The sequence below is a fragment of the Ensifer sp. GW821-FHT05G01 genome, from assembly GCF_059419585.1.
Window position 1 is genome coordinate 163,066 of record NZ_JBWKSC010000010.1, and the last position, 25,571, is coordinate 188,636.

The following is a 25,571-nucleotide window of genomic DNA, read 5'->3' on the forward strand; positions in this document are numbered from 1 at the left end:
AGCGCTTCCGATGAGGGCGCCACATTGACGATCGGTAGCGTCAGGGCCCTTTTCGATCGCGGGCCACGTGACTGCGAGTTTCGTGTTGAGGGAGGCCGACAATGACAGCCAAGGAAGTCAAATTCAGTAGCGACGCGCGCGACCGCATGCTGCGCGGCGTCGATATCCTTGCCAATGCCGTGAAAGTGACGCTCGGACCGAAGGGACGAAACGTCGTCATCGAAAAGTCCTATGGCCCCCCGCGGATCACCAAGGACGGCGTTTCCGTCGCCAAGGAAATCGAACTCGAAGACAAGTTCGAAAACATGGGCGCACAGATGCTGCGCGAGGTGGCATCGCGCACCAGTGATGTTGCGGGCGACGGAACGACGACGGCAACAGTCCTCGCGCAGGCGATCGTCAAGGAGGGCGTCAAGGCGATCGCTTCCGGGATGAATCCGATGGACCTCAAGCGCGGCATTGACCTGGCCGTGGACGCCATCGTCACCGAGCTCAAAGTCCGCGCCCGCAAGATCGCCAATAACGAGGAGATCGCGCAGGTCGGCACCATATCCGCCAACGGCGACACGGAGATCGGCCGTTACCTCGCCGAGGCGATGGAGAAGGTCGGCAATGAAGGCGTCATTACCGTAGAAGAGGCCAAGACTGCCGAGATCGAGCTGGAGATCGTCGAGGGCATGCAGTTCGACCGAGGCTATCTCTCGCCCTATTTCATCACCGACCAGCAGAAGATGCGGGTCGAATTCGAAGATCCCTACATCCTCATCTACGAAAAGAAGCTTTCCAACCTGCAGGCGATGATCCCGATCCTCGAATCGGTGATCCAGGCGAGCCGCCCACTTCTCATCATTGCAGAGGATGTCGAAGGCGAGGCCTTGGCAACACTTGTCGTCAACAAGCTGCGTGGCGGCCTCAAGATCGCTGCCGTCAAGGCGCCGGGTTTCGGCGACCGGCGCAAGGCGATCCTCGAGGATATCGCGGTGCTGACCGGCGGTACGGTCGTTTCCGAAGATGTCGGCATCAAGCTTGAGAATGTCACGCTTGAAACGCTCGGCCGTGCCAAACGGGTGATGATCGAGAAGGAAAACACCACCATCGTCGACGGCGCCGGCAGCAAGGCCGACATCGGCGCCCGGGTCAGCCAGATCAAGGCGCAGATCGAGGAAACAACCTCCGACTACGATCGGGAAAAACTGCAGGAACGGCTTGCCAAGCTTTCGGGCGGCGTGGCCGTCATCCGGGTCGGAGGCTCCAGCGAACTGGAGGTGAAGGAAAAAAAGGACCGGGTGGACGACGCGTTGCATGCCACCCGTGCGGCCGTCGAAGAGGGCATCCTGCCAGGCGGCGGTGTCGCCCTGCTTCGGGTGGTCGGTGCGCTGGACGGCATCAAGGTTGCCAACCAGGATCAGCGGGTCGGCATCGAGATCGTCCGGCGCGCGGTGGAGATGCCGGTGCGCCAGATTGCCGAGAATGCCGGCGCCGAAGGTTCGATCATCGTCGGCAGGCTGCGCGAGAAAACCGACTTCGCCTATGGCTGGAATGCACAGACGGGCGAATACGGTGATCTCTTCAAGATGGGCGTTATCGATCCGGCCAAGGTGGTGCGCGCAGCGCTTCAGGACGCTGCCTCCGTTGCCGGACTTCTTGTGACCACCGAAGCGATGATCGCCGAGAAGCCGAAGAAGGATGGCGCCGCACAACCGCCCAACGGTCCGGGCATGGACTTCTGAGAAGCGGGGATGAGTGCCATGGGTTGCGGACCGGCCAGCTCAGACCGAGGAGCGGGATTGCCGTGAACTCAGGCCGCGGCCCGGCAGTGACGCGCGACCTCGGCAATGGCAAATTCGGCAATCGGCAAGAGATCCGCCTCTCCGGCTCCGTCCTGAGCCTGCACCGTCATTCCCTGCAGGATGGCGCCGATAAAGCGAGCAAGCCCGCCCGCATCCGTGTGCTCTTGCAATTCACCTTCTTCGATGCCACGGCGAAGCCGCGCCTCGAGCGCCGCGAGTGTCTGGCTGCGAAGAGCGGTCACGTGGCGGGCGATCGCGTCATTTTCGACAGCGCATGTCAAAACGGCGGTCGAGATCATGCAGCCTTTCGGCCGACCGGGAAGCGAAAACTCATGGGCTGAAATCCGAAGAAGCCTCGCAATAGCATCGACCACGTGCCCTTCACCGTTCAGGCTCCGGCCGGCCGCCGCCCCTTCCTCCTGCCGATAGCGCTCAAGCGCCTCGCGATAGAGCTCCGCCTTGGAGACGAAGGCCGCATAGAGGCTCTGCGGCGTAATCCCCATGGCTGCGGTCAGATCGGCAATCGATGCCCCCTCGTATCCCAGTCGCCAAAAGGTTTCTCCGGCGGCCGCAAGCGCAACATCGCGGTCGAAAGCACGTGGTCGTCCACGCCGGCGGGTAGATGATTCCAACAAACTGCTATTTTTCACAACGATCACTCTAGAATTAGAATCGCATCTGACATATTCAGGAACGGTCATTGTGATTATAGGAGGTTTTCCACGATGAGTCTCCACCTCAAGAGTGCTGCCCTGGTCTCCGCGCTGCTCGCCTTTCCGGCACTTGCCGACGATCACGGCCAATCGGCACTCAAAGCGCAGCTCGACCCGGTGATCGATCGAGCGATTGCCGAAAAACGCATTGTCGGCACCGTCGTTCTCGTCGCTCGCGATGGCGAACTTGTTTATGCCAGAGCTGCGGGCATTGCCGACCGGGAAGCGAACCGTGCCGCGCACCAGAACGATATCTTCCGCTTTGCCTCGGTGACCAAGCCGTTGGTAACGGTGACAGCGATGCGGCTTGTCGAACAGGGACGCATCAAACTGGACGATCCCGTCAGCAAATGGCTTCCGGATTTCCGGCCCAACTTCGAGGGCAACGAGGCGCCGATCCTGGTGCGCCACCTCCTCAACCATACCGCCGGGCTCGAATACGGCTTCTTCCAGCCGCCAGGCGGTTCCTACGCGAAGGCCGGCGTTTCCGATGGGCTCGATCTCTCCGGCATCACCCTCGACGAGAATCTGAAGCGCATCGCCACCGTTCCGCTCGCATCGCGACCGGGCGAGACCTGGCGCTATTCCGTGGCGATCGACGTGCTCGGCGCCGTCATCGAGAAGGCCACGGGCAAGACGCTGGACAAGGCTGTCGACGAACTGGTCGTGACGCCGCTTGCATTGGCCGACACCGGGTTTTCGGTGAAACAGACGGACAGGCTGACCGCAGCCTACTTCGATGGCTCGCCCGCGCCGGTCCGAATGGAGGGTAACGCGGCCGTACCGATCGGCGAGGGCAAGGTGCTCTTCTCGCCCGACCGCATCCTCGACGCCCATGCCTTCCCCTCTGGCGGCGCCGGCATGGCGGGGACCGCGAACGACCTGCTGACGTTCCTGGAAACGATCCGCAAAGGCGGCGGGCCACTGCTCTCGCCGGAAACGGTCAGCACCATGATGCAGGACCACACCGGCCCCAAGGCGGAAACACAGGGTCCCGGCTGGGGCTTTGGCTACGGCTGGGCCGTGCTCGTCGATCCCGCGGCGGCCGGCACGCCGCAGTCCAAGGGCACGATCCAGTGGGGCGGCGCCTATGGCCACAACTGGTTCGTCGACCCGGTCGAAAACATCACGGTGGTGGCGCTGACCAACACGGCGTTCGAAGGCATGTGGGGCCAGTTTACCCGCGATGTGCGCGATGCCGTCTACGCCAAGCCCTGAGCTTGCACCCACGTAGAAATGAAAAGACCCGGCGGTGAAGGCAACCGCCGGGTCTCTTGTTTCTCAGTCTGTGAAGACCTTAGTCCTTCTTCTGCGGGATCGGGCGAAGCGCCAGTTCACGCAGCTGCGCCGGCGTCGCCTCGGACGGCGCGCCCATCAGGAGGTCGACGGCCTGCTGGTTCATCGGGAAGATCGAGATCTCGCGCAAGTTCTTGGCACCGACGAGCAGCATGACGACGCGGTCGATGCCGAAGGCCATGCCGCCATGCGGCGGCGCGCCGTACTGGAACGCACGGTAGAGACCACCGAACTGCTCTTCGACTTCCTGCTGTGACTTGCCGGTCAGCTCGAACGCCTTGACCATGACTTCCGGCAGCTGGTTACGGATCGAGCCGGACGCGATCTCGAAGCCGTTGCAGACCATGTCGTACTGGTAGGCCTTGAGCGACAGCGGATCTTCGCTGTTCAGCGCCTCAAGGCCACCCTGCGGCATCGAGAAGGGGTTGTGGGCGAAATCGATCTTCTTTTCGTCTTCCAGCCATTCGTAGAACGGGAAGTCGACGATCCAGCAGAACTCGAAGCGGTCACGGTCGACGAGGTTCAACTCCTCGCCTGCCCGCGTGCGGGCCTCACCGGCAAACTTGTAGAACTTCGACGGATCGCCGGCGACGAAGAAGCAGGCATCGCCGTCATCGAGACCAAGCTGCGTGCGGATCGCATCGGTGCGTTCCTCGCCGATGTTCTTGGCAAGCGGGCCAGCGCCTTCGAGCTTTTCGCCTTCCTTACGCCAGAAGATGTAGCCGAGGCCTGGCTGGCCCTGGCTCTGCGCCCAGGCATTCATGCGGTCGCAGAAGGCGCGCGAACCACCGGTCTTGGCCGGGATGGCCCAGACTTCGACCTTCGGGTTCGAGGCGATCATGTTGGCGAAGACCTTGAAGCCGGAACCGGCGAAGTGCTCGGTAACCGCCTGCATCTCGATCGGGTTGCGCAGGTCCGGCTTGTCGGAGCCGTATTTGCGGATGGCCGTGTCGTAAGGAATGCGCGGGAACTTTTCCGTCACCGGCTTGCCGTCGGCAAACTCGACGAAGATGTCGCGGATGACCGGCTCCATCGTCGTCCAGACGTCTTCCTGCTCGACGAAGCTCATTTCCAGGTCGAGCTGGTAGAATTCGCCCGGCAGGCGGTCGGCGCGCGGGTCTTCATCGCGGAAGCACGGCGCGATCTGGAAGTAGCGGTCGAAACCGGCAACCATCAGCAACTGCTTGTACTGCTGCGGCGCCTGCGGCAGGGCGTAGAAGCTGCCGGGATGGATGCGCGACGGCACGAGGAAGTCGCGTGCGCCTTCCGGCGACGACGCCGTCAGGATCGGGGTCGTGTATTCGGTGAAGCCGACTTCGCCCATGTGGCGGCGCATCGACGAGATGATCTGCGTGCGCTTGACGATGTTCTTGTGCAGCGTGTCGCGGCGCAGGTCGAGGAAGCGGTACTTCAGGCGCACGTCTTCCGGATAATCCGGCTCGCCGAAGACCGGCAGCGGCAATTCCTTGGCGGCAGAAAGAACCTCGATCTCCTGGGCGTAGAGCTCGATTTCGCCCGTCGGCATGCCCTTGTTGACGGTGTCGTCCATGCGGGCCTTGACGAGGCCGTCGATGCGCACGACCCATTCGCCACGAACCGTTTCGGCCGCCTTGAAGGCGGGGCTGTCGGGATCGGCGACGACCTGGGTGATGCCGTAGTGGTCACGCAGATCGATGAAAAGCAAGCCGCCATGGTCGCGGACGCGGTGGACCCAACCGGAGAGGCGAACGGTGGAGCCGACATCCGACTTGCGGAGGGCGGCACAGGTGTGGCTGCGGTAGCGGTGCATCGTGTTATCCCGGAATTGCAAAGCGCCGCGCAGGCCGGAACGGCGCGCGGCAACATGATCAAAATCGGGCGGAAAAGCGCATGATGCGCCGGCTTTGTCAAGCCGAGACGTCTGCGTTCCCTTCGGGAAGCGTCGCCGACGGCGGACAAATTCGCCCCTGTTCACGGGCTGAAGACAAGGCTTTCGCTCAAACGGCGCGAAAAGAACGGATATCGTCACAATTCGCGACTGTGCGCCATCCGAATGCGCCGTTACACATATTGCGTCCGCCTTTATCCCGACTCGCGAGCCCTTCGGAAGTCGCCTGCCCCATGTCGCAAATTCGTCCGCTCATTCCGCTTCTTGTCACCGCAGGCATCCTCATCGGTGGCAACGGACTGCAAGGCACGTTCATCTCGCTCAGAGCGCTGGAAGAAGGCTTCTCGACATCGCTGATCGGTGTCATCGGCGCCGGCTACAATATCGGCTTCGCGCTTGGCTGCATCTATGTCACCCGCATCCTGCGCTCGATCGGGCATATCCGCACGTTCTCGGCGATGGCAGCAATCGCATCGGCGGCGGCGATCGCCATGGTGCTCGTCATCAACCCGTTCATGTGGTTCCTGATGCGGCTGGTCGCCGGTATCGCCTTCGCCTGTCTTTTTGCGACCGTTGAGAGCTGGCTGAACGCCAGCGTCACCAATACGAATCGCGCGCGGACGCTGTCCGTCTATCGCCTGGTCGATCTCGGCTCGGTTACCGCGGCCCAATACATCATTCCTGGCATCGGGATCGGCGGCTTCGAACTCTTTGCCATCATCTCGATGGCATTGACCCTGTCGCTCGTGCCTATTTCCTTTGCCGATCGGTCGAGCCCGGTAGCGCCGGAGGCGATCCGCTTCGACGTCAGGGCGCTCTGGAACATCTCACCGCTCGCGACCGTCGGGTGCATCGTCGTCGGCCTGACCAATGCCGCCTTCCGCTCCCTTGGCCCGATCTACGCGCAAGGGATCGGGCTGTCGGTCACGGCGATCGCCACCTTCATGAGCGCCGGCATCATCGGTGGCGTCGTCTTGCAATACCCGCTCGGCCACTACTCCGATCAGATCGACCGGCGCCTGATTATCCTGATTGCCACCTTCGGGTCCTTGCTCGCTGGGCTTTTCCTCGCCTTCGGCGCCGGCAACGACGAGTTGCTGAACTTCGCCGGCATCTTCCTGTTCGGCGCTTTCGCCATGCCGCTCTATTCGCTTTGCTCGGCTCATGCCAACGACCATGCGGCGGAAGGCCAGCATGCGCTGGTCTCCGCGGGCATGCTGTTCTTCTGGTCGCTCGGTGCGATCATCGGCCCGCTGTTTGCCTCCTTCCTGCTCGAAATCTTCGGCCCGCAGGCGCTGTTCATCTATACCGCCGCCATCCTCTTCCTCTTCATGCTCTATACAATCAGGCGCATGACGGCCCGCAGCGGCGTGCCGACGGAAGCCCGTGCCATGCCCTTTCGCAACCTGCTGCGGACATCGTCCTTCTTCAACAAGCTCGCGGGTGGAAACCAACCGCGCAAGGACGACTGAACCCCCTGCGGCAAGATGTGCCTGCGCGAGCGAATTGCTGATTGCGACGATCAGGTTTAGAACCTGACCTGTCGTCCCATCCAGTTGCCGAGATTGCCAGAATGTCCCTGATCAGCCGCCGCACGTTCCTCCAGGGCTCCGCCGCTTTGGGTGGCGCTTTCGCATTCGGCGCCGGCATGGCGGCACGCGCCGGGGCTGCACCGGATCCGCAGATCCTGACGGCCCAGCTGACCGAGGCTCGGATTGCCGCGGACGGCGTTACACCCAAGGTCATGACCTATGGGCTCGGGGACTCTGTCAGCAACGGCATGCCGCCCGTGCTGCGGATGCGCATGGGCGAGCCCTACGCCGCGCGTCTCGTCAATCGCCTCGACGAGCCGACCACCGTGCATTGGCACGGGCTTCGCATCCCCAACGCCATGGACGGCGTGCCCGAGATGACCCAGCCCTACGTCTATCCGGGCGATCCCTTCGACTACGTCTTCACGCCGCCGGACGCCGGCACGTTCTGGTACCACCCGCACTGCAACACGCTGACCCAGATGGGAAGCGGGCTCACCGGTGTCATCGTCGTCGAAAACCCTGACGATCCCGTGTTCGACGCCGAGATCGTCTTGAACCTGCGCGACTGGCGGCTCGGCAAGGGCGGCGCATTCATCGACCCGTTCAAGCCGCGCGATGCCGCGCGCGGCGGCACCTACGGCACGGTGCGCACCACCAACTGGCAGCAGGAGCCGAGCTATGACGCGCCGGCCGGCGGCCTCGTCAGGGTCCGGATTGCCGCAACGGACGTCACGCGGATCTATACGCTCGGGCTGGAGGGCGCGGACGCCATGGTCGTGGCGCTGGACGCCAACCCGCTCGACAAGCCCTTCCCTCTCGACCGCTACGACGTCGGCCCCGGTCAGCGCATCGACCTCGTCGTCAGGATGCCGGACAGCGAGGGCGCCACGGTGAAGCTCGGCAATCTGCGCGGCTCGCATCCCTGGACGATCGCAAGCTTCCGCGCGGCGGGGCCATCCTTGAAACGAGATATCCGCGATGTCTCAGCCCTGCCCGCCAATCCGATCGCCGAGGCGGACCTGTCGGTTGCCACGCGCATTCCGATCGACCTGACGGCCACCGCCGAACACAAGGCGACACCCTCGATCTGCGGCTCGCTCGGCTACACCTTCTGGGCGATCAACAAGGTGCCGTGGCCGGGCGACACGCCCGATCCGATCGCGCCGATCGAGGAGATGAAGCTCGGCAAGAGCTATGTGATGCAGATCGCCAACCGGACGCCACATGCCCATCCGATCCATCTGCACGGCATGAGCTTCCGCATTCTAAGCTCGAACAAGCGGACATTCCTGCCGCCGCCGACCGACACCATCCTGCTTTTGCCCGACGAACAGGCGGAAATTGCGCTTGTTGCCGACAATCTTGGCGACTGGGTGTTCCACTGCCACATCATCGAGCATCAGAAGACCGGCATGACCGGTTATTTCAAGGTGGTCTGAGAATTTCGATTGTGACGGATGGCACGAAGGGCTACACGAAAAACCTAGCCGCATTTTTGCCACAGTGATTTAAATCCGATGATTGAAACAACCGCAGATCTAGAGGCCGCCTGCCAGCAGCTGGCCCGCTCAAGTTATATTACGATCGACACGGAATTCCTGCGTGAGACCACCTTCTGGCCGGAGCTTTGCCTGATCCAGATGGCGAACCCGGATATGGCCGTCATCGTCGATCCGATGGCCAAGGGCATCGACCTCGCGCCGTTCTTTGCGCTGATGGCCAACCCTGACGTGATCAAGGTGTTCCATGCCGCGCGCCAGGATATCGAGATCATTTTCCATCTCGGCAACCTGATCCCGCACCCGATTTTCGACACCCAGGTCGCCGCCATGGTCTGCGGCTTCGGCGACAGCGTCTCCTACGACCAGCTCGTCAACCGGATCAAGGGCGAGCAGATCGACAAGTCCTCGCGCTTTACCGACTGGAGCCGACGCCCGCTGACCGAGAAACAGCTCGATTACGCGCTGGCCGACGTCACGCATCTGCGCGACGTCTATCAGCACCTGAACGCGCAGCTCGAGCGCGAAGGCCGTTCGCTGTGGCTGTCGGAGGAAATGGCCATCCTCGAAGCCAAAGACACCTACGACCTGCATCCCGATGACGCCTGGCAACGCCTGAAGATGCGCGTCAAGAAGCCCATCGAACTTGCCGTTCTGCAGAAGGTTGCGGCCTGGCGCGAGCGTGAGGCGCGCAATCGCAACGTTCCCCGCGGTCGCATCCTCAAGGACGATGCGATCTATGAAGTGGCACAACAGCAGCCGAAGGATTCCGAGGCACTGGCGCGGCTGCGAACGATCCCGAAGGGCTGGGAGCGCTCGAGCGCGGGAGCAGCGCTGACCGAGGCGGTCAACGAAGCGCTTGCTATTCCCAAGACCGACCTGCCACGCTTGCCGCGACAGAACCACACGCCCGAAGGTGCTGCCGCCGCCACCGAAATGCTCAAGGTGCTGTTGAAGCTGATCGCCGAGAAACAGGGTGTGGCTGCCAAGATTATCGCCAACAGCGACGATCTCGACAAGATCGCCGCCGAGGGCGAGAAGGCCGACGTCGGCGCGCTGAAAGGTTGGCGGCGTGAGCTGTTCGGCGATACGGCGCTGAAATTGATCAACGGCGAAGTGGCTCTGCGCTTCGTCGACAAGAAGATCGAAGCGATGGAAATCGGCGACTGAAGGCGCGCGGGCGGACAACAATCTTCCGCCCGAATCCGGCTCTAGCCAAGGCCCCTTGGCGCCACCGATTCGCAATCCTAGGGATCGCGAATCGGCGCGCTGACGCGACACGGTACAACGACGTTGGCCGACGTGCCCCTTCTTCCGTTATCGGGTTCCGAGGCCTTTCCGCATGCGCTGGCGTTTCTCCACTTTCGAAGGACTTCTCCTGCTGCTGGTCGTTGCTGCGGCCGGCGCCGTCTACGCGTGGATTGTTTATGGGACAGGTTGGCTGATCGGCGCGACCTATGCACTGTTCATGTGCACGCCGATCATTGCATTCGAGCGCCGCATCATTTTCCGGCGTCTCAATCGACGGATCCATACCTTCTCGACACCGGTCTTCTTCGTCGCCTCGCTCGCAATCTATTTCGTGCTGCTCGATATCGGTTACGCAGCCGCCGGCCTGATCATGGGGATGAGCGGCGTGATGAACGATCACTGGATGGAGGCGATGCTGCCGTCCAAGACGGTTCTGCTCTTTGCATTGGCCATCTCGGGCTCGCTCGTCTTCATCCTCAGGGTCCGTGAGCTGCTCGGGCGCGACGTCTTCCTAAGCCTGCTGACCGGGCGCTACCGCAGGCCGGTCCAGGAAGAGCGTGTCTTCCTGTTCATCGATCTCGCCGGTTCGACCTCCTATGCCGAGCGCAATGGCGACCTGCGGATGCAGGAATACCTCGGCAAGCTGTTCGCGACGATCGCAGATCCGGTTCTGCGCTATCGCGGATCGATCGACGACTATGTGGGAGACGCCGCAGTCATCACCTGGCCCTTCGACCGGGCCACAAACAACGCAGCTTGTATCCATTGCGTCTTCGACATTCTGGAGATGATCGACGCGGACGCGCACCGCTGGCAGAAGGAATTCGGCGAGGTTCCGCGTCTGCGTGCGGCTCTCCATGGGGGAACCATAGTCGCGGCCGAGATCGGCCTCGACCGCCACAAGATCACCTATTTCGGCGACACGGTGAACACGACGGCCCGGCTTGAAGGCTTCTGCAAGACGTTGAACCATCAAGTTCTCATTTCCGCCGACCTTGCTCGCAAGATGCGACTGCCTCACTATGTGCGTGTCGAGGATCTCGGTGAGCACGCAGTCAAGGGACGCGGACAGAAGCTCGGCGTGCTGGCGCTTCGCGCCGGGGGTGCGCCGGCGCCGCAACTGGCCAGCTAGCCTTCATCCATGCAGCTTTGCACCCTTGGTGATCTTGTCGACCAGCTTCTTGTCGGCATGAACGGCGATGCCGGCGACCTTCGCGTCATCAGGCCGCGTCTCGGCAAAGACCGCACGATTGGCGCTATCATGGCCGGTCGAGAACATGGCATCGACATAAACAGAGGTGCGAATCTCTCTTTCGATCGCGCGCCGTTGAATCTGTCCGAGCGTCGCACCATCTGCCGATAACACGATGATCGGCTGGACGCTCAACGCGTTGTAGACATTGCCGGCGCCATCGCGATAGGCTTCACCGATGATTGCCGGCTTCTGTCCGGCGATGCCGGTGGCCAGAAATGCGGTGACGTTCAGCTTCTGCCAGGTGGCCAGATCCTCGCGCAACACGATCGCGAACTTGGTGTCGAACATGACGGGTATCTCCATTTCAGGACATCAGGGCGTGCCCGAGGAGGCCTTAGCCGAAGACGCGTCGGTCGATCTTGAACGATTGTGCGGATCGCCGGGTGACGGCATCCGCGTCGCTGCGCCAGTAGACGGCATAGAGCGGATTGAAGCTCGGCTGCATGGAAAGGTGTTCGAGCCGCATCGTCACGACACCTATGCGCTCGGCGTCACGCTCGGCGGCATCCAGACCTTCCAGTATCGCGGCGAGAGCCGCTACAGCACGCCCGGAAGCATCATCATCATTCATCCCGACGAGATGCACGACGGTGGCGCCGGTACGGAGGCGACCCTTCGCTACCGGATGATGTATCTGCGGCCGGAACGGTTGATCGCAGCGCTTGGCGACACCGGCGCAGCCCTGCCTTTCATCGCCGCGCCAGTGGTCGGCGACGTCGCCCTGCGCCAGGCCATCAGCGAAGCCGTCATGGATCTCGACTGCGGCATCGACGAACTGGCGCTGGACGACATTCTCACCCGCATCGCCGAGGGCCTGTGCCGCCATGCCGGAACAACGGGCAAGGCTGCCGGCAGGTCTGCGAAACGGGCAGTCTTCGAGGCGACGGATTACCTCAGAGCCAACCTCGATCGCCCTGTCGGGTCGCAGGAACTCGAGACCATCAGCGGCCTTGATCGCTTCACGCTCGCCCGCCAGTTCCGCAAGGTTCTCGGCACCAGCCCGCACCGCTACCTGCTGATGCGGCGGCTGGAACAGGCGCGCCGGATGATCGCCACCGGCCACAGCCTGGCGGGTGCGGCGCTCGACACCGGCTTTGCCGACCAGGCCCATTTCACCCGCCACTTCAAGCGCGCCTATGGCGTCACACCCGGGCGATGGGCAACGCTTGCCCTTGCCGGCTGACGCCGATGCCCTGTCATTAAAGCTTCACCGCGCTGTAAGCCAGATATCACCCAACCGTCATCAAAGCCGCCTATCGGGTTTGCGTACTCTGGCATCCAACCGATGGTGACTTTCATGACCAAAACGCTTCTCGCCACCGCGGCGCTCTCCCTTTTGATGACGACGACCGCCCTGGCTGAGGAAAAAGCCTTTCCCGCAACCCTCAAGGCGCATGCGATCCTGCCGGCAAACACGATCCTGGCCGCACCGTCGGACGCACCGGAATATCTCAAGACCTCGGGCAAGTTCACCACCGCCGACCGCAAGCGCGCTGACGCGCTCGGCACCGTGCCCGGCAAGGACGGCGTGCGCCCGACCGGCCTGTCGCTGCCGTTCAACGGCCAGCCGATGCAGGGCTTCTCCGGCATCAAGGCGATGGAAGACGGCACCTTCTGGAGCCTGTCCGACAACGGCTTCGGCAGCAAGCTGAACTCCACCGATGCCATGCTGATGCTGCACCACGTGAAGATGGACTGGGACGCCGGCAAGGTCGAGGCGCTGAAGACAGTGTTTCTCACGGATCCCGACCGCAAGGCCCCCTTCCCGATCGTCATGGAAGGCTCCGACAAGCGCTACCTGACCGGCGCCGACTTCGACGTCGAATCGATCCAGCCTGTCGCAGACGGCTTCTGGGTCGGCGAGGAATTCGGTCCTTATATCCTGAAGTTCGACGTCGACGGTAAGCTGACCGACGTCATCGCGACGACGGTCAATGAAAAGCCGGTAATGTCGCCCGACAACCCGACCCTGACGCTGCAGGGCGACCCCTCGAAGAAGACGCCAGCCTTCAACCTGAAGCGCTCCGGTGGCTATGAAGGCATGGCCCTTTCGAAGGACGGAGCCAAGCTTTACGGCCTGCTCGAAGGCCCGATCTGGACCGACAGCGAAACCGTCGAACAGGCGGAAGGCCGTCCGGCGCTGCGCGTCATCGAACTCGACGTCGCCACCAAGGCCTGGACGGGCCGCAGCTGGCTCTATCCGCTTGCGGAAGGCGGCGAAGCCATCGGCGACTTCAACATGCTTGACGACAGAACAGCCCTGGTAATCGAACGCGACAACGGTGCCGGCACGCTCGACAAGGCCTGCGCCGACCCGAAAGATCCGAAGCCGGATTGCTTTGCAGTCGGATCGAAGGTGAAGCGCGTCTACAAGATCGCCTTCGACGACAGCAATGTCGGCAAGGCCGTACGCAAAATCGGTTACATCGACCTCTTGAAGATCGCCGATCCTGACAACAAGAAGCGACAGGGCGGCGGCGACGGCTATTACGACATGCCGTTCGTGACGATCGAAAACGTCGATCGCGTCGATGCCACGCACATCATCGTCGGCAACGACAACAACCTGCCGTTCTCGGCCGGCCGCGCGCTCGACAAGGCCGACGACAACGAGTTCGTCCTGCTCGAAGTCGGCGACTTCCTGAAAGCCGAATAAACAAAAGGGCGCGCGGATTTCAGTCCGCGCGCCCTTCAACTGAGATCGAGAAGCGTTTAGCTCACGAAATGGAATGCCAGTCTTCTGCCGGTCAGCTTGCCGAGCTGCTGCAGCCGCCCGTCGAGGCGCTCGCCGGCAAACTCAGAATAGGCCGCGGGCACGACGATCTCCAGATCGATATCCGGCAATGACGATTTGCGGAACGTCAGGTTCTTCGCCACACCCGGCATAGAAGCAGAGAAGAGATAGGCGACGCGCAAAAGGCCGCCGAGCAGCTTTGCCAGTTCCAGCAGCCGCGGCGTGGTAATCCCGGTCAGGGCGCCGGTCGCGCCATCATCGTTCAGGCCTTCGAAGCGATAGTAATTGGCAAGCGCGATATAGGCCCGTCCCGCATGGGTGATGCCGGAGAAAGTCGAGTGGGCGATGATGTTCAGCGCCTGCAGGCCTCGATAATCCGGATGGGCTCGCCAGCTGATATCGGCAAGAAGGCAGGCCGCCTGGCGATAGCGGCTTTCCTCTTCGGTTTCCTCGACGCCGAAGAACGGCACCATGCGGCCGGTCCAGTCGGCAAGCTCGCGGGCATGTTCGGGCGAACGCGCCCGCAGGATGGCGATTTCGCCGGCAGCGGTCAGCAGCGGATCCTGCGCCCGCTCGTTCTCGTTCAGGAGGGAGAAGAGATAGCCTTCGCGAACGCCGAGCGCCGAGAACGAAATCCGTTCCGGCCTCATAATCGACAGCGCCTCCTGCATCACGATGGCGCCGAAAGGAAGCAGGCTGCGGCGGCTCTTGGAGATCGTCGCGTAGGCCGACGGCTTGATGTTCTTCGGCTCGATCACTTCCGGTAGCAGCGCCATCGCCTCGTCGTAGGAAATCTCGTAGCCCTGCATCATATGCAGGGGATAGTTCCGGATTTCCATGTGCAGCTTGGCGATCGAGCGCCAGGTGCCACCGACGGCATAAAAAGTGCGGCCTGCGCCGGCTTTCAGCACCGGTGTGCTTTTCATGAATTTGCGCACCCAGGTGCGTGCCCTTGGCAGCGAGCCGCCGCTATGCTCGAAGAGGCGGATACCGCCGAGCGGGAGCGTGATGCCCTTGCCAATCGTCGTGCCGCTGACCTCATCGAGTTCCAGCGAACCGCCTCCGAGGTCGCCGACCACGCCATCGGGATCATGATAGCCGCTGACGATGCCCATGGCGGAGAAATAGGCTTCTTCCTCGCCAGTGAGGATGCGCACCTTGTGACCGAGGATGGCCTCGGCCTTGGCAATGAAGGCCGGACCGTTGCTCGCCTCGCGGGCAGCCGCTGTGGCCAGCACATACATGGACGTCGCGCGCGCCTGCTGCGACAGCGCGTTAAAGCGATGCAACGCCCTCAGAGCGCGCTCGACGCTCTCTTCGTCCATGCGGCCCGTGGCATCGATGCCCTTGCCCAGACCGCACATGACCTTTTCGTTGAACAGCATGGCCGGGGCGCGGCTCAGGCCTTCGTAGACGACAAGGCGAATGGAGTTCGAGCCGATATCCACAACGGAAACCGGGCGGATGCCGGGCAGACGCCCCTGCGCTTCAGATTCGACCATGCAAAACCAGTTTACTTGCGCCAGCTGCTCTTCCAGCCGGCAATCAGCTTCGGTGCGCTGGACTTCAGGGCTTCACCCCGGCCGGAGAGGCTGGGGTTGGTCATGAAATAATGCTGCGCGTTGAACGGCTCGGCGTCCTTGCCGACTTCCATCCGGCGAGACGTGCCGTCGGGAAGAATTTCGTAGCTCTGCTGGTTGTCGATGAGATTGCCCAGCATGATCTGCGAAAGAACCTGTTCGTGCACAGTCCGGTTGATAAGAGGCACAAGCGTCTCAACCCGCCGGTCCAGATTGCGCGGCATCATATCCGCCGAGCCGATATAGACAAGCGCATTCTCCGATGGAAGGCCATGACCGTTGCCGAAACAGAATATGCGGGAGTGTTCGAGGAATCTGCCGACGATGGACTTGACACGAATATTGTCGGAAAGGCCGGGAACCTGCGGTCGCAAGCAGCAGATGCCGCGCACGACGAGGTCGATTTCGACGCCTGCACGGCTGGCCTTGTAGAGGGCATCGATGATGTCGGGGTCGACGAGCGAATTCATCTTCATCCAGATCGCGGCGGGCCGGCCGGCCTTGGCGTGCTCGATCTCCTCCTCGATATGCTTGAGGATGCGAGGGCGCAGCGTGTGCGGTGAAACCGCCAGCTTCATGCCGGCTTCCGGCTCGCCGTAGCCGGTGATGAAATTGAAGATGTTCGCCATGTCGTGGGCCATGACGGGATTGCACGTGAAGAATGACAGGTCGGTGTAGATCTTCGCCGTGACCGGGTGATAGTTGCCGGTGCCGAGGTGGCAATAGGTGCGCAACCGGCCCTCCTCGCGGCGCACGACCATCGACATCTTGGCATGGGTCTTGAGCTCGATGAAGCCGAAGACGACCTGCACACCGGCGCGCTCCAGGTCACGCGCCCAGCGGATGTTGGCTTCCTCGTCGAAGCGCGCCTTCAGCTCAACCAGCGCCGTCACCGACTTTCCGGCTTCGGCCGCGTCGACAAGCGCGCGCACGATCGGGCTGTCGTTCGAGGTGCGGTAGAGCGTCTGCTTGATCGCCACCACTTCCGGATCGCGAGCCGCCTGCAGCAGGAACTGCACCACGACGTCGAAGGATTCGTAGGGGTGGTGGACCACCATGTCCTTTTCGCGGATCGCGGCAAAACAATCGCCGGCGTGCTCGCGCACGCGCTCCGGGAAGCGCGGATTGTAGGGCTCGAAGCGCAGATCGTCGCGCGGCGCCTTGGTGATCTCCGACAGCGTGTTCAATGCCAGAAGGCCTGGCAGTACGGCGACGCGGTTTTCCGGAACGCTCAATTCCTGAACGACGAACTGGCGCAGCGACGCAGGCATTTCCGAATCGAGTTCGATGCGGATCACCGAGCCGCGGCGCCGGCGCTTCAGCGCGGTTTCAAAGAAGCGCACCAGATCTTCCGCCTCTTCCTCGACTTCGATGTCGCTGTCTCGGATGATGCGGAACGTGCCGGAGCCATTGACCTCATAGCCCGGGAACAGCCTGTCGATGAACTGACTGACCATGTCTTCCAGCGTGATGTAGCGGATGACGTTCTTGAAATCGGGCAGGCGGATGAAGCGGTCGAGCGCCACCGGCAGGCGCAACAGCGCCGTCATCGGCTCGCGGCCGTTCTTGCTGACGAGCTGAAGGCCCATCGAGAAACCGAGGTTCGGGATGAATGGGAATGGGTGCGCCGGATCGATCGACAGCGGCGTCAGCACCGGAAAGATCAGCTGGTCGAACTCGTTGGCAAGCCAGCTCTTGTCCTGTGCGGACAAGGACGCCGGCCGGACGATCAGGATGTCTTCCTTGGCAAGATATTGCTGCAACACAGCAAGCGAGGCCTGCTGCTCCATTTGCAGGTTATCGATTTCCTTCAGGATGTCTTCGAGCTGCTCGGCCGGTGTCTTACCGTCAGGCGACCGCATGGCGAGCCCCTGGCGCACCTGGCCTTCAAGGCCGGCGACACGCACCATGAAGAATTCGTCGAGGTTGGCGGCCGAAATCGACAGGAAGCGAACCCGCTCCAACAGCGGATGCGCCGTGTTGAGCGTCTCTTCAAGCACGCGTCGATTGAACTGCAGCCAGGAAAATTCGCGATTGATGAACCGCTCCGGGCTGGAGAGCAGATCGACTTCCTCCACCGTCTGTTTGTTCTCGTTCACCGCAGACGTCGCATTATCCATTGCCGATCAGACCCCATTTCTCCGCAGGCAGGAACTATAACAGTTTGACGACGGAACTGTGACAGTCAATCGGAATGGCGTTGATTTCCAAGCTCTTCCAGGACTTCGGCCGCAAGCGACCTGGTCAGCCTGACACCTCGGGCAAGCGCCAGCCGGTCGATGCGCTCGACGATCGTCTGGGCCGCCTCGAGCGAGCGCTCCATGCGCTGGACGATATAGCCGACGAGCCGTTCATCGATCAAAAGCTGGCGATCGGCAAAGAGCTTGATCAGCACCTGCGTCAACAGTTCGTCATCAGGCTCGCCGATTTCGACGACGGTCGCCGCCTTCAGGCGCGAGCGCAGATCGGGAAGAACGACTGGCCAGGACATCGGCCAGAGCCGCGAAGTCATCAACAGACCGGTGCCATGCTGGCGGACGCTGTTGATGACATGAAACAGCGTGGTGTCGTCAAAACCCTGTCGGTCGGCGTCCTCGAACAGAACAGGACCTTCCGCGGCGATCAACGCCGCATCACTGTCCGCGACCGGGTGGATCATCCGCGCGCCCGCCCTCTCCTTCCAGATGCTGGCGAGATGCGATTTTCCGGAACCGACCGGCCCCGCGATGATGACAACAGGCGACGGCCAGTCGGGCCAGTGGTCGACGATGGCAATCGCCGCGCTCAACCGATCAGAAACGAGCAGATCTTCACGACCCGTTGCCGGGTCGTGGTCGAATGCCAAAGGCAGTTGTTCGAAGGGACGTTTTGTCATGCTGTACTCGGGACAAGGAGGGGACGATCAGCCGGGCTGATTGCCATCACCCGGGCTGATTGCCCTTTGTCTTCTTCACCGCGACCTTCCCATGCCCATGGTAGAGGTCACTATCAAGGTATCGCTGGATGCCGAAGCGAACAAGCACGCCGATGGCCGCCGCCGCGGGAACGGCAACGAGCAGCCCGACGAAACCGAAGAGGGCGCCGAAGGCAAGGAGCGCGAACATCAGCCAGACCGGATGCAGGCCGACGCTCTTGCCGACCAGCTTGGGCTGCAGGATGTTGCCTTCCAGAAACTGGCCGCTGAAGAAGATGGCGGCGACAAGCCCGATCCAGAGGTAATCCGGCCAGAACTGCACCAGCGCCACGCCGACCGCCAGCACCAGCCCCACCATCGAGCCGACATAGGGGACGAAGCTGATCATGCCGGCAAACAGGCCGATGAGCAGGCCGAAATTGAGACCCACGAGAGATAGGCCGATGCCATAGTAAAGGCCAAGGATGATGCAGAGCGAGCCCTGACCGCGAACGAAGCCAGCGATCGTCGTGTTCATGTCGCGGGCGATCTGGCGGACGACGCCGACATAGTCGCGCGGCACCCAGCTGTCGACCCTATCGACCATCCGATCCCAGTCGAGCAGCAGATAGAAGGCGACAACAGGCGTGATGACGAAGAGCGACAGGATGTCGAGCAGCGCCATGCCGGAATTCCAGAGCTGCTGGAAGAGCGTGCCGAGGAAGCTGGCGCCCTGCTCCAGCAGTTTGGCCGAATTCTGCTTGATCGCCGTCATCTGGTCCGCAAGCCAGTCCGGCAACAAGGTCGACTGGCTGTCGGTCAACAGTTCCTGCAGCTTGGCGATATAGCCGGGCATCTTCTGGATGAAATCGGCGGCTTGCGTGAAGATCACGGGAATGATGATCATCAACGACAGGGCAAAGATGACCACGAAGCCGATGAGGATCACGACTGTCGCCATCAGCCGGCTGAGACCGAGACGCTCAAGGCGGTCGGCGACCGGATCGAGGAAATAGGCCAGCGCCATGCCCGCCAGGAACGGCAGCAGGATCGAGCTGAAAACCATCAGGAAGGCGATGAAGGCGGCAAGCACCAGCAGCCAGAAAATAACCTGGCGCTGAAGTCCCGAACCGCTGACCTTTATGTCCATGGTGTTCCCCGTAACACGCCAAGCATGCCGTTGCCGCATCATATTCTCGTTGTGGAGATAGGGGGCCGGCGGCGCGGCGGTCAAGTCCGCGCGCCTCCCAGGCCCCCAAATTGAACTCTCAACCGCCGTCTTGCCGGTGGGATATGGGCAAAATGGTGAAAAAAGGCCGAGAAGACAGGCTGTCGGCTTGCACTCCCTTGCCCGCCGTGCAATTCGCATCCGCAAAATACCTGTCGCGCGACCAGCCTTGGAGAACCAGCATGAGCCAGTCGGGAAAGAACGGCCTCACCTACAGTGATGCGGGCGTGGATATCGATGCCGGCAATCTGATGGTGGAGAAAATCAAGCCACATGTGCGCTCGACCCGGCGCCCGGGTGCCGACGGCGAGATCGGCGGCTTCGGCGGCCTTTTCGACCTGAAGGCTGCAGGCTTCACCGACCCCGTGCTCGTTGCCGCCAATGACGGTGTTGGCACCAAGCTCAAGATCGCCATCGATGCCAACAAGCACGATACGGTTGGCATCGACCTCGTTGCGATGTGCGTCAACGACCTGGTGGTCCAGGGTGCGGAACCGCTGTTCTTCCTCGACTACTTCGCCACGGGCAAGCTCGACCCGGATCAGGGTGCCGCAATCGTCGCCGGTATTGCCGACGGCTGCCGCCAGTCCGGTTGCGCGCTGATCGGCGGCGAAACTGCGGAAATGCCGGGCATGTATTCCGGCGGCGACTACGACCTTGCCGGCTTTGCCGTCGGTGCGGCCGAGCGCGGGCAGTTGCTTCCCGCCGGCGACATCAGTGAAGGCGACGTCATTCTCGGTCTCGCCTCGTCGGGTGTTCACTCCAACGGTTATTCTCTCGTGCGCAAGATCGTCGCGTTGTCGGGTCTTGCCTGGGATGCGCCTGCCCCCTTCGGCGAAGGCACACTCGCAGACCTGCTGATGACGCCGACGCGCATCTATGTGAAGCCGCTCCTGAAGACGATCCGCGAAACCGGCTCGATCAAGGCGCTGGCGCACATCACCGGCGGTGGCTTCCCAGAAAACATTCCGCGCGTGCTGCCGAAGCATCTTGCCGCCGAAATCGACCTCGATGCCATCAAGGCACCGAAGGTCTTCTCCTGGCTTGCCCAGACCGGCGGCGTCGCGGCCAACGAAATGCTGCGGACCTTCAACTGCGGCGTCGGCATGATCGCTGTCGTTCCGGCAGACAAGGCGCAGGCAGTGGCCGCCGTGCTTGAGGCCGAAGGCGAAACCGTCTTCACGCTCGGTCGCATGGTCGCCCGCACCGAAGGCGCCCATGGCACGATCTACAAGGGCAGCCTCGCCCTATGATCAAGGACGTGACGGCAGGCCGGAAAAAAGTCGTCGTCTTCATCTCGGGCGGCGGCTCCAACATGCTCGCGCTGGCCAAGGCCGCGGCTGAGCCTGGTTTTCCAGCCGAGATCGTTGCAGTGATCGCTGACAAGGCAGACGCCGGTGGGCTTGCCAAGGCGGAAGCGCTCGGCATCCCGACCTATGCGTTCCTGCGCAAGGATTTCGACAGCAAGGACGCGCACGAAGCGGCGATCCTTGCCGAACTCGATCGGCTGTCTCCTGATATCATCTGCCTTGCAGGCTATATGCGGCTGCTGTCGGCGACCTTTATCCAGCGCCACGAAGGCCGGATCATCAACATCCATCCGTCGCTTCTGCCGCTTTTTCCCGGCCTCCACACTCATCAGCGTGCCATCGACGCCGGCATGAAGGTTGCGGGGTGCACCGTGCATTTCGTCACCGAAGGCATGGACGAAGGCCCGATCGTCGCGCAGGCGGTGGTGCCCGTCGTCGACGGCGACACGGCCGACACGCTTGCCGCCCGCGTGCTGACGGTCGAGCACAGGACGTACCCGATGGCGCTCCGGCTGCTGGCCGAAGGCAAGGTTCGTATGGATGACGGACGGGTCGTCACTGAGAACGTCGATCCGTCGCCCGCATCCTCCATCCTGATCTCGCCGGCCGCCTGAGACCGGACTACTTCGCGGAAGCCAGCCTCCGGTCGAGTGCGTCGAGCACGCGACGGGTCAGCGCCGGATAGTCCTCGTCGAAATGGTGCCCGCCTTCGATGGCGACGACATCGACACCGGTGCCCTTCAGGTCAGGGCAGGCATCGTCCTCTTCCTCCGTGCCATGGATGCATTGCACCAGCGATGGGTCGATGCGCTTGATATCGTCGATAGGATCGCCCGCGTCGCCCTGCCCGGATGCGCCGAGCCAGCCAAGCACCGAGATCTTGTAGTCGACCCGATGCGACAACGCCATCAGCGTGACCTGCCGCACGCGGGCGCGCTCGGCCGGCGGGAGCAGGTTGAACGTGCGTGGCAGGATATCGGCACCGAAGGAATAGCCGATCAGCAAGACGTTTCTGACATTCCAGCGCTTCCGATAATAATCCATCACCTTGGCGAGATCGTCGGCGGTCGCCTGCGGATCGCGCTCGGACCAGAAATAGCGCAGGGAATCGATGCCGACGACAGGGACGCCCTGTTGCTGCAGCACGTCGCCGACTTGCTTGTCGATATCGCGCCAGCCGCCATCGCCAGAATAGATCACGGCCATCGTATCGCGGGTGGGCTTGGTATCGAGCACAGTCAGAGGCAAGCCGAATGGGTTGTCGGACGCGGCCTCGTTGTCGATCAGATCCGTCAGATGGCTGGAAAGGGTCGCATAGGCTTCGCCGTCCGTCTCTTCCTGTGTGATATCGGGGTGTTTTTCTGCGAGCGCTGCCACGTGATTTCGGCCGTCGTCGGATGCCGTCGGCGTAAAGACGACGGAGATCGGATCAGGAAGGGGGCCGTCCGTCAGGCCGTACACCATGCGGTCGCCCTTGCGCACCTTTTCTGCCGGCGTGCAGAGCTGTTTCGTCAACGCGATGCCTTCCTCGGGATCGACGGCGAGCGTCTGGCCGATGGTCGCGGCGGGCGTCTGCGCGGCAATTGCCAGCGCCATGGCCCCGCCTGCGCCGACGGCGGCAACGATCGGCGGCAGATAGGCATCGCTCTTGAGAGACCGCTGAACCTGCTGGCTCAGCGCTTCGATATCCGAGACCATATAGATGCAGTCGCCGTCATCCTTGCCGAGAGCGGCCAGATAGGCCTTGAGATCGATGCCGATTACAACGGCTTTGTCATCGACAAGGTCGCGCGCCACCGCGTCTTCCTTGTCGCTCCAGCCCTCGGCGCCGGACAACAGGACAACGAGGGCGGACGCCGTGTCCTGCGGGACGAGGACGTGGGGTGCCGGGATCATGCCCGTATCGTAGGTCGCCGGCTTCTCCTGCGCCGAGACCGGTGCAATCGCCGTGGTCGCCAGAAGGGCGACGCCTACCAGAGGCTTCCAGAGATCAGAGATCCGCATCATCTTTTCATCACTCCCTTGAGGCCGCCGCCGATCAGGAATGTTGCATCCATCAAGGCAAGGATCGGATTGATGCCGCCACTCGCCACGAGGTAGCGCGGCTGCCAGTGCGGGTGGAATTTAGACTTGAAGGCGCGGAGGCCCTTGAAGTTGTAGAAGCGTTCGCCGTGTTCGAAGAACGTCCGCCCTGCCCGGTCCCAGACCGGCGCGATCTGGCGCGAAGACATGCCCGACAGCGGCGCCATGCCGAGATTGAAGGTGCGGTATCCTTCCGCCTTCAAGTATTCCATCACCTGGGCGAAGAGGAAATCCATCGATCCCTTGGGTGCATCCGGCGCAAAGCGCATGAGATCGACGGTGCCCTCCTGCTTCGTCGCGGTCACCAGGATATTGGCAAAGGCGACGATCCGTCCCTCGTAGGTCAGGACGGCCACCGGTTGTTCGACCAGATAGTCAGGGTCGAAGGCACCGAGGGAAAACCCCTTCTCCTTGGCGTTGTGGTGGGCGAGCCAGGCATTGGAAATCGCGGTCAGTTCGCCCATGATCGCCGGAACGTCCGCCGGCGCCACCATCCTGAATTCGAGCCCGTCGCGCTGGGCGCGGCTGACCTGCTGGCGAAGATTGGCCCATTTTCCGCCCTTCATTTCGAACCGGGCGAGATCGACGTGGGCGAGTTCGCCGAGCCTGAAGGCACGCAGCCCCGCGTCGGCATAATAGGCAAGCCCGAGCGGCGAGACCTGGTAGAACACCGCGCGGCAGCCGCTGGCGCGGGCCGTCTCGATGAATTGCCAGATCAACTCCGGCCAGGCGTCGACAGGACCCACCGGATCGAACAGCGCGATCCACGAGCGGGCGCGTTGGCCATACATGATGAAGGCGCGGCCGTCGGCGGAAAACATCAGGCTCTTGTCACCCATGCGCACCAGATTGGCATCGGACATGTCCTGCGCATCGACGATTGCCAGGGCCCGTTCCATGGCGTCGTCGCTTGCCGGAGCGGCACCCGAGGCCGCCGGGCGCATCAGGCTCCAGATGGCAATGGCGCTGGCGCCGATGGTGACGCCGAGCAGCGCACGCAGGCCGCGCGGCGCTTCAGCGGAGAATTCGAACTGCCACCAGAGTTCGTGGCTGTAGTCGACGTCGCGATAGACGAACATGAGAACGACAAATCCGCCGAGGCAGATGACGCCGAGCGCAGTCAGCCACGGCAGCGTCAGCGCCTGACCGAAGAGCGAAGCCGGCCGCACGAACAGGCGGCGGCTGACGATGAGACCGACAAGGAAGAAGGCCAGCATGCCGGCCTCGACTAGCGCAACCGCCTTGATCAGCGAAAGCAGCAGTGCGGCAACGGCGATTGCGACCGACGCCCACCAGGCGCCATCCAGCCGCTGCGCGAGGCCGCGCGAGACGATGACCAGCGCCAGACCGAGCAGGCTTGCGAGAAAATGCGCGCCTTCGACGATCGGCAGCGGCAGCAAGCCCTCGAGGAACGCCAGATTTTCGTCCGGCGTCGGGGTGACGCTCGAGAGCACCAGCATGATCGCCAGCACGATGCCGAGCGTCGCCAACAAAAGCGGCGTGATGCGGCCGCCGATACGGCGCACGCTGGAGGCGACAGGATGCCCGGACAATTGGCGGAGTTCGATGCCGACAACGACGGCGATCGCGATCAGCAGCGGCAGGACATGGTAGATGACGCGGTAGAGAACCAGCGCGCCGAGGATGGTGTCGACATCGGCGTTGTGACCCAGCGTGGCGATGATGATCGTCTCGAAAACACCGAGACCAGCCGGCACGTGGCTGAGCACGCCGATGCCGACGGCCAGCGAATAGATCGCCAGGAAGGCGGGCCATCCGATCGTGCCTGCGGGAAGCAGCACGTAGAGCACGGTGGCCGACGCCGCCAGGTCCAGCGCCGTGACGAGGAACTGGCGTGAGGATGTGCGCGAATCCGGCATCCGCAGCGCAAAGCGCCCGATGGTCACCTCATGTCCGTCCCGCCCCTTGACGAAGACGGCGAGCACGACGCCAAGAATGGCAACGGCGATCATGCGCAGCCAGAACGGGTCCAGCCCCGTCATCGGCGCCACATATTCGCCGACGGCGAGCAGGCTCAGGCATGTGACCGTCAGAAGCCCAAGGCCAAAGGCGAGCGTGACAAAGGCGATGATCCGGGCGATGTTTTCCGGTTCGATGCCCAGACGCGAATAGGCGCGGTAGCGGATGGCGCCACCGCTCAAGGCACCAAATCCGGCCGTGTTGCCGACCGCATAGGCGCAAGCCGCCGTCAACGCGACATCGGCATAGGGGAGCTTTCGCCGGACATACTCCAGCGCACCGACGTCGTAGAAGGTCAGAGCGAAAAAGCTCAGGGCGGTGAAGAGAATAGCCGCAACGACGGAGGTCCAGCTGGTATCGGCAAGCGCCTGGACCACGTCGTCATATTGGACCTCGGAGGTCAGATGGAAGATTGCAAGGCCGAAGAGGCCGATAACCAGCAAGGTTGCGAGCGCCTGAAGGTAACGCCGGTTACGACGCAGGAAGGGCCTCCACCCTGCCTCGACCTGCTGATCGTCGTTGGCTGCACGTTCCGTAGAGGAGGACGTCATGGGTTGC

19 protein-coding genes are annotated in these 25,571 nt (G+C 62.5%); 10 read left to right on the top strand and 9 right to left on the bottom strand.

All coding sequences use genetic code 11. The annotated features are described in order from the left end of the window. The first annotated feature begins 101 nt into the window (after nt 1-101). Nucleotides 102-1,730 carry a chaperonin GroEL gene (gene groL, locus AC07UR_RS23185; protein WP_209791214.1) on the top strand — a complete coding sequence of 543 codons (1,629 nt, stop codon included), beginning with the start codon at nt 102-104 and terminating at the stop codon, nt 1,728-1,730. Nucleotides 1,731-1,798: 68 nt separating this feature from the next. On the opposite strand, the gene AC07UR_RS23190 is transcribed toward groL, so the two are convergent. Continuing rightward, entirely contained in the window at nt 1,799-2,491 is a 693-nt protein-coding gene (locus AC07UR_RS23190) for a TetR/AcrR family transcriptional regulator (protein ID WP_209791213.1), read from the bottom strand. Between the two features lie 24 nt (nt 2,492-2,515). Here AC07UR_RS23190 and AC07UR_RS23195 point away from each other — a divergent pair, with 24 nt between their 5' ends. Then, nucleotides 2,516-3,721, top strand: a complete 1,206-nt coding sequence (locus AC07UR_RS23195; RefSeq protein ID WP_209791212.1) for a serine hydrolase domain-containing protein — start codon at nt 2,516-2,518, stop codon at nt 3,719-3,721. Nucleotides 3,722-3,800: 79 nt separating this feature from the next. Here the strand turns inward: AC07UR_RS23195 and aspS are convergent, their stop codons facing one another. Continuing rightward, entirely contained in the window at nt 3,801-5,588 is a 1,788-nt protein-coding gene (aspS, locus tag AC07UR_RS23200; RefSeq protein WP_173419612.1) for an aspartate--tRNA ligase, read from the bottom strand. Between the two features lie 311 nt (nt 5,589-5,899). On the opposite strand from aspS, the gene AC07UR_RS23205 reads away from it, so the two are divergent. From AC07UR_RS23205 to AC07UR_RS23220, 4 genes are all read left to right on the top strand, one after another. Next, nucleotides 5,900-7,138: an MFS transporter gene (locus AC07UR_RS23205; RefSeq protein WP_209791211.1), complete on the top strand. Its 1,239-nt coding sequence runs from the start codon at nt 5,900-5,902 to the stop codon at nt 7,136-7,138. 101 nt (nt 7,139-7,239) lie between these two features. Beyond that, nucleotides 7,240-8,640: a multicopper oxidase family protein gene (locus AC07UR_RS23210; protein WP_209791210.1), complete on the top strand. Its 1,401-nt coding sequence runs from the start codon at nt 7,240-7,242 to the stop codon at nt 8,638-8,640. 78 nt (nt 8,641-8,718) lie between these two features. Beyond that, the gene (gene rnd, locus AC07UR_RS23215) at nt 8,719-9,870 is read left to right on the top strand and encodes a ribonuclease D (RefSeq protein WP_173419609.1); all 1,152 of its coding nucleotides are present in this window, start codon (nt 8,719-8,721) and stop codon (nt 9,868-9,870) included. Between the two features lie 172 nt (nt 9,871-10,042). Beyond that, on the top strand, nt 10,043-11,083 hold the full coding sequence (locus tag AC07UR_RS23220; RefSeq protein WP_209791209.1) for an adenylate/guanylate cyclase domain-containing protein: 1,041 nt from the start codon (nt 10,043-10,045) through the stop codon (nt 11,081-11,083). Between the two features lie 3 nt (nt 11,084-11,086). Here the strand turns inward: AC07UR_RS23220 and AC07UR_RS23225 are convergent, their stop codons facing one another. Next, complete coding sequence (locus tag AC07UR_RS23225) at nt 11,087-11,494, bottom strand: DUF2000 family protein (RefSeq protein ID WP_209791208.1); 408 nt, start codon at nt 11,492-11,494, stop codon at nt 11,087-11,089. On the opposite strand from AC07UR_RS23225, the gene AC07UR_RS23230 reads away from it, so the two are divergent. Both AC07UR_RS23230 and AC07UR_RS23235 read left to right on the top strand, forming a co-directional pair. Further along, nucleotides 11,493-12,389, top strand: coding sequence for an AraC family transcriptional regulator (locus tag AC07UR_RS23230; protein WP_209791207.1), 897 nt, complete (start codon nt 11,493-11,495; stop codon nt 12,387-12,389). The two genes, AC07UR_RS23225 and AC07UR_RS23230, sit on opposite strands and share 2 nt — an antisense overlap. A gap of 114 nt (nt 12,390-12,503) precedes the next feature. Further along, nucleotides 12,504-13,862, top strand: a complete 1,359-nt coding sequence (locus AC07UR_RS23235) for an esterase-like activity of phytase family protein (protein WP_173419605.1) — start codon at nt 12,504-12,506, stop codon at nt 13,860-13,862. A 56-nt stretch (nt 13,863-13,918) separates the two neighbouring features. On the opposite strand, the gene ppx is transcribed toward AC07UR_RS23235, so the two are convergent. The 4 genes from ppx to AC07UR_RS23255 all read right to left on the bottom strand — a co-directional run bounded on the left by ppx (nt 13,919) and on the right by AC07UR_RS23255 (nt 19,563). Then, the gene (gene ppx, locus AC07UR_RS23240; RefSeq protein WP_209791206.1) at nt 13,919-15,442 is read right to left on the bottom strand and encodes an exopolyphosphatase; all 1,524 of its coding nucleotides are present in this window, start codon (nt 15,440-15,442) and stop codon (nt 13,919-13,921) included. A gap of 11 nt (nt 15,443-15,453) precedes the next feature. Then, the gene (locus AC07UR_RS23245; RefSeq protein ID WP_209791205.1) at nt 15,454-17,640 is read right to left on the bottom strand and encodes an RNA degradosome polyphosphate kinase; all 2,187 of its coding nucleotides are present in this window, start codon (nt 17,638-17,640) and stop codon (nt 15,454-15,456) included. A gap of 65 nt (nt 17,641-17,705) precedes the next feature. Then, nucleotides 17,706-18,395, bottom strand: a complete 690-nt coding sequence (hdaA, locus tag AC07UR_RS23250; RefSeq protein ID WP_209791204.1) for a DnaA regulatory inactivator HdaA — start codon at nt 18,393-18,395, stop codon at nt 17,706-17,708. Nucleotides 18,396-18,441: 46 nt separating this feature from the next. Continuing rightward, entirely contained in the window at nt 18,442-19,563 is a 1,122-nt protein-coding gene (locus tag AC07UR_RS23255; RefSeq protein WP_173419601.1) for an AI-2E family transporter, read from the bottom strand. Between the two features lie 260 nt (nt 19,564-19,823). On the opposite strand from AC07UR_RS23255, the gene purM reads away from it, so the two are divergent. Together purM and purN are read left to right on the top strand one after the other, a co-directional pair. Next, nucleotides 19,824-20,894, top strand: coding sequence for a phosphoribosylformylglycinamidine cyclo-ligase (purM, locus tag AC07UR_RS23260; RefSeq protein WP_209791203.1), 1,071 nt, complete (start codon nt 19,824-19,826; stop codon nt 20,892-20,894). Continuing rightward, nucleotides 20,891-21,565, top strand: coding sequence for a phosphoribosylglycinamide formyltransferase (purN, locus tag AC07UR_RS23265; protein ID WP_173419599.1), 675 nt, complete (start codon nt 20,891-20,893; stop codon nt 21,563-21,565). The genes purM and purN overlap by 4 nt, the downstream gene beginning before the upstream one ends. A 7-nt stretch (nt 21,566-21,572) precedes the next feature. Here purN and AC07UR_RS23270 read toward each other — a convergent pair whose 3' ends face one another. Continuing rightward, on the bottom strand, nt 21,573-22,958 hold the full coding sequence (locus AC07UR_RS23270; protein WP_209791202.1) for a virulence factor family protein: 1,386 nt from the start codon (nt 22,956-22,958) through the stop codon (nt 21,573-21,575). Then, a complete protein-coding gene (gene mprF / locus AC07UR_RS23275; RefSeq protein ID WP_209791201.1) occupies nt 22,955-25,564 on the bottom strand; it encodes a bifunctional lysylphosphatidylglycerol flippase/synthetase MprF in 2,610 nt (869 codons plus the stop codon). Before mprF ends, AC07UR_RS23270 begins: the two co-directional genes overlap by 4 nt. Between the last annotated feature and the right edge of the window lie 7 nt (nt 25,565-25,571).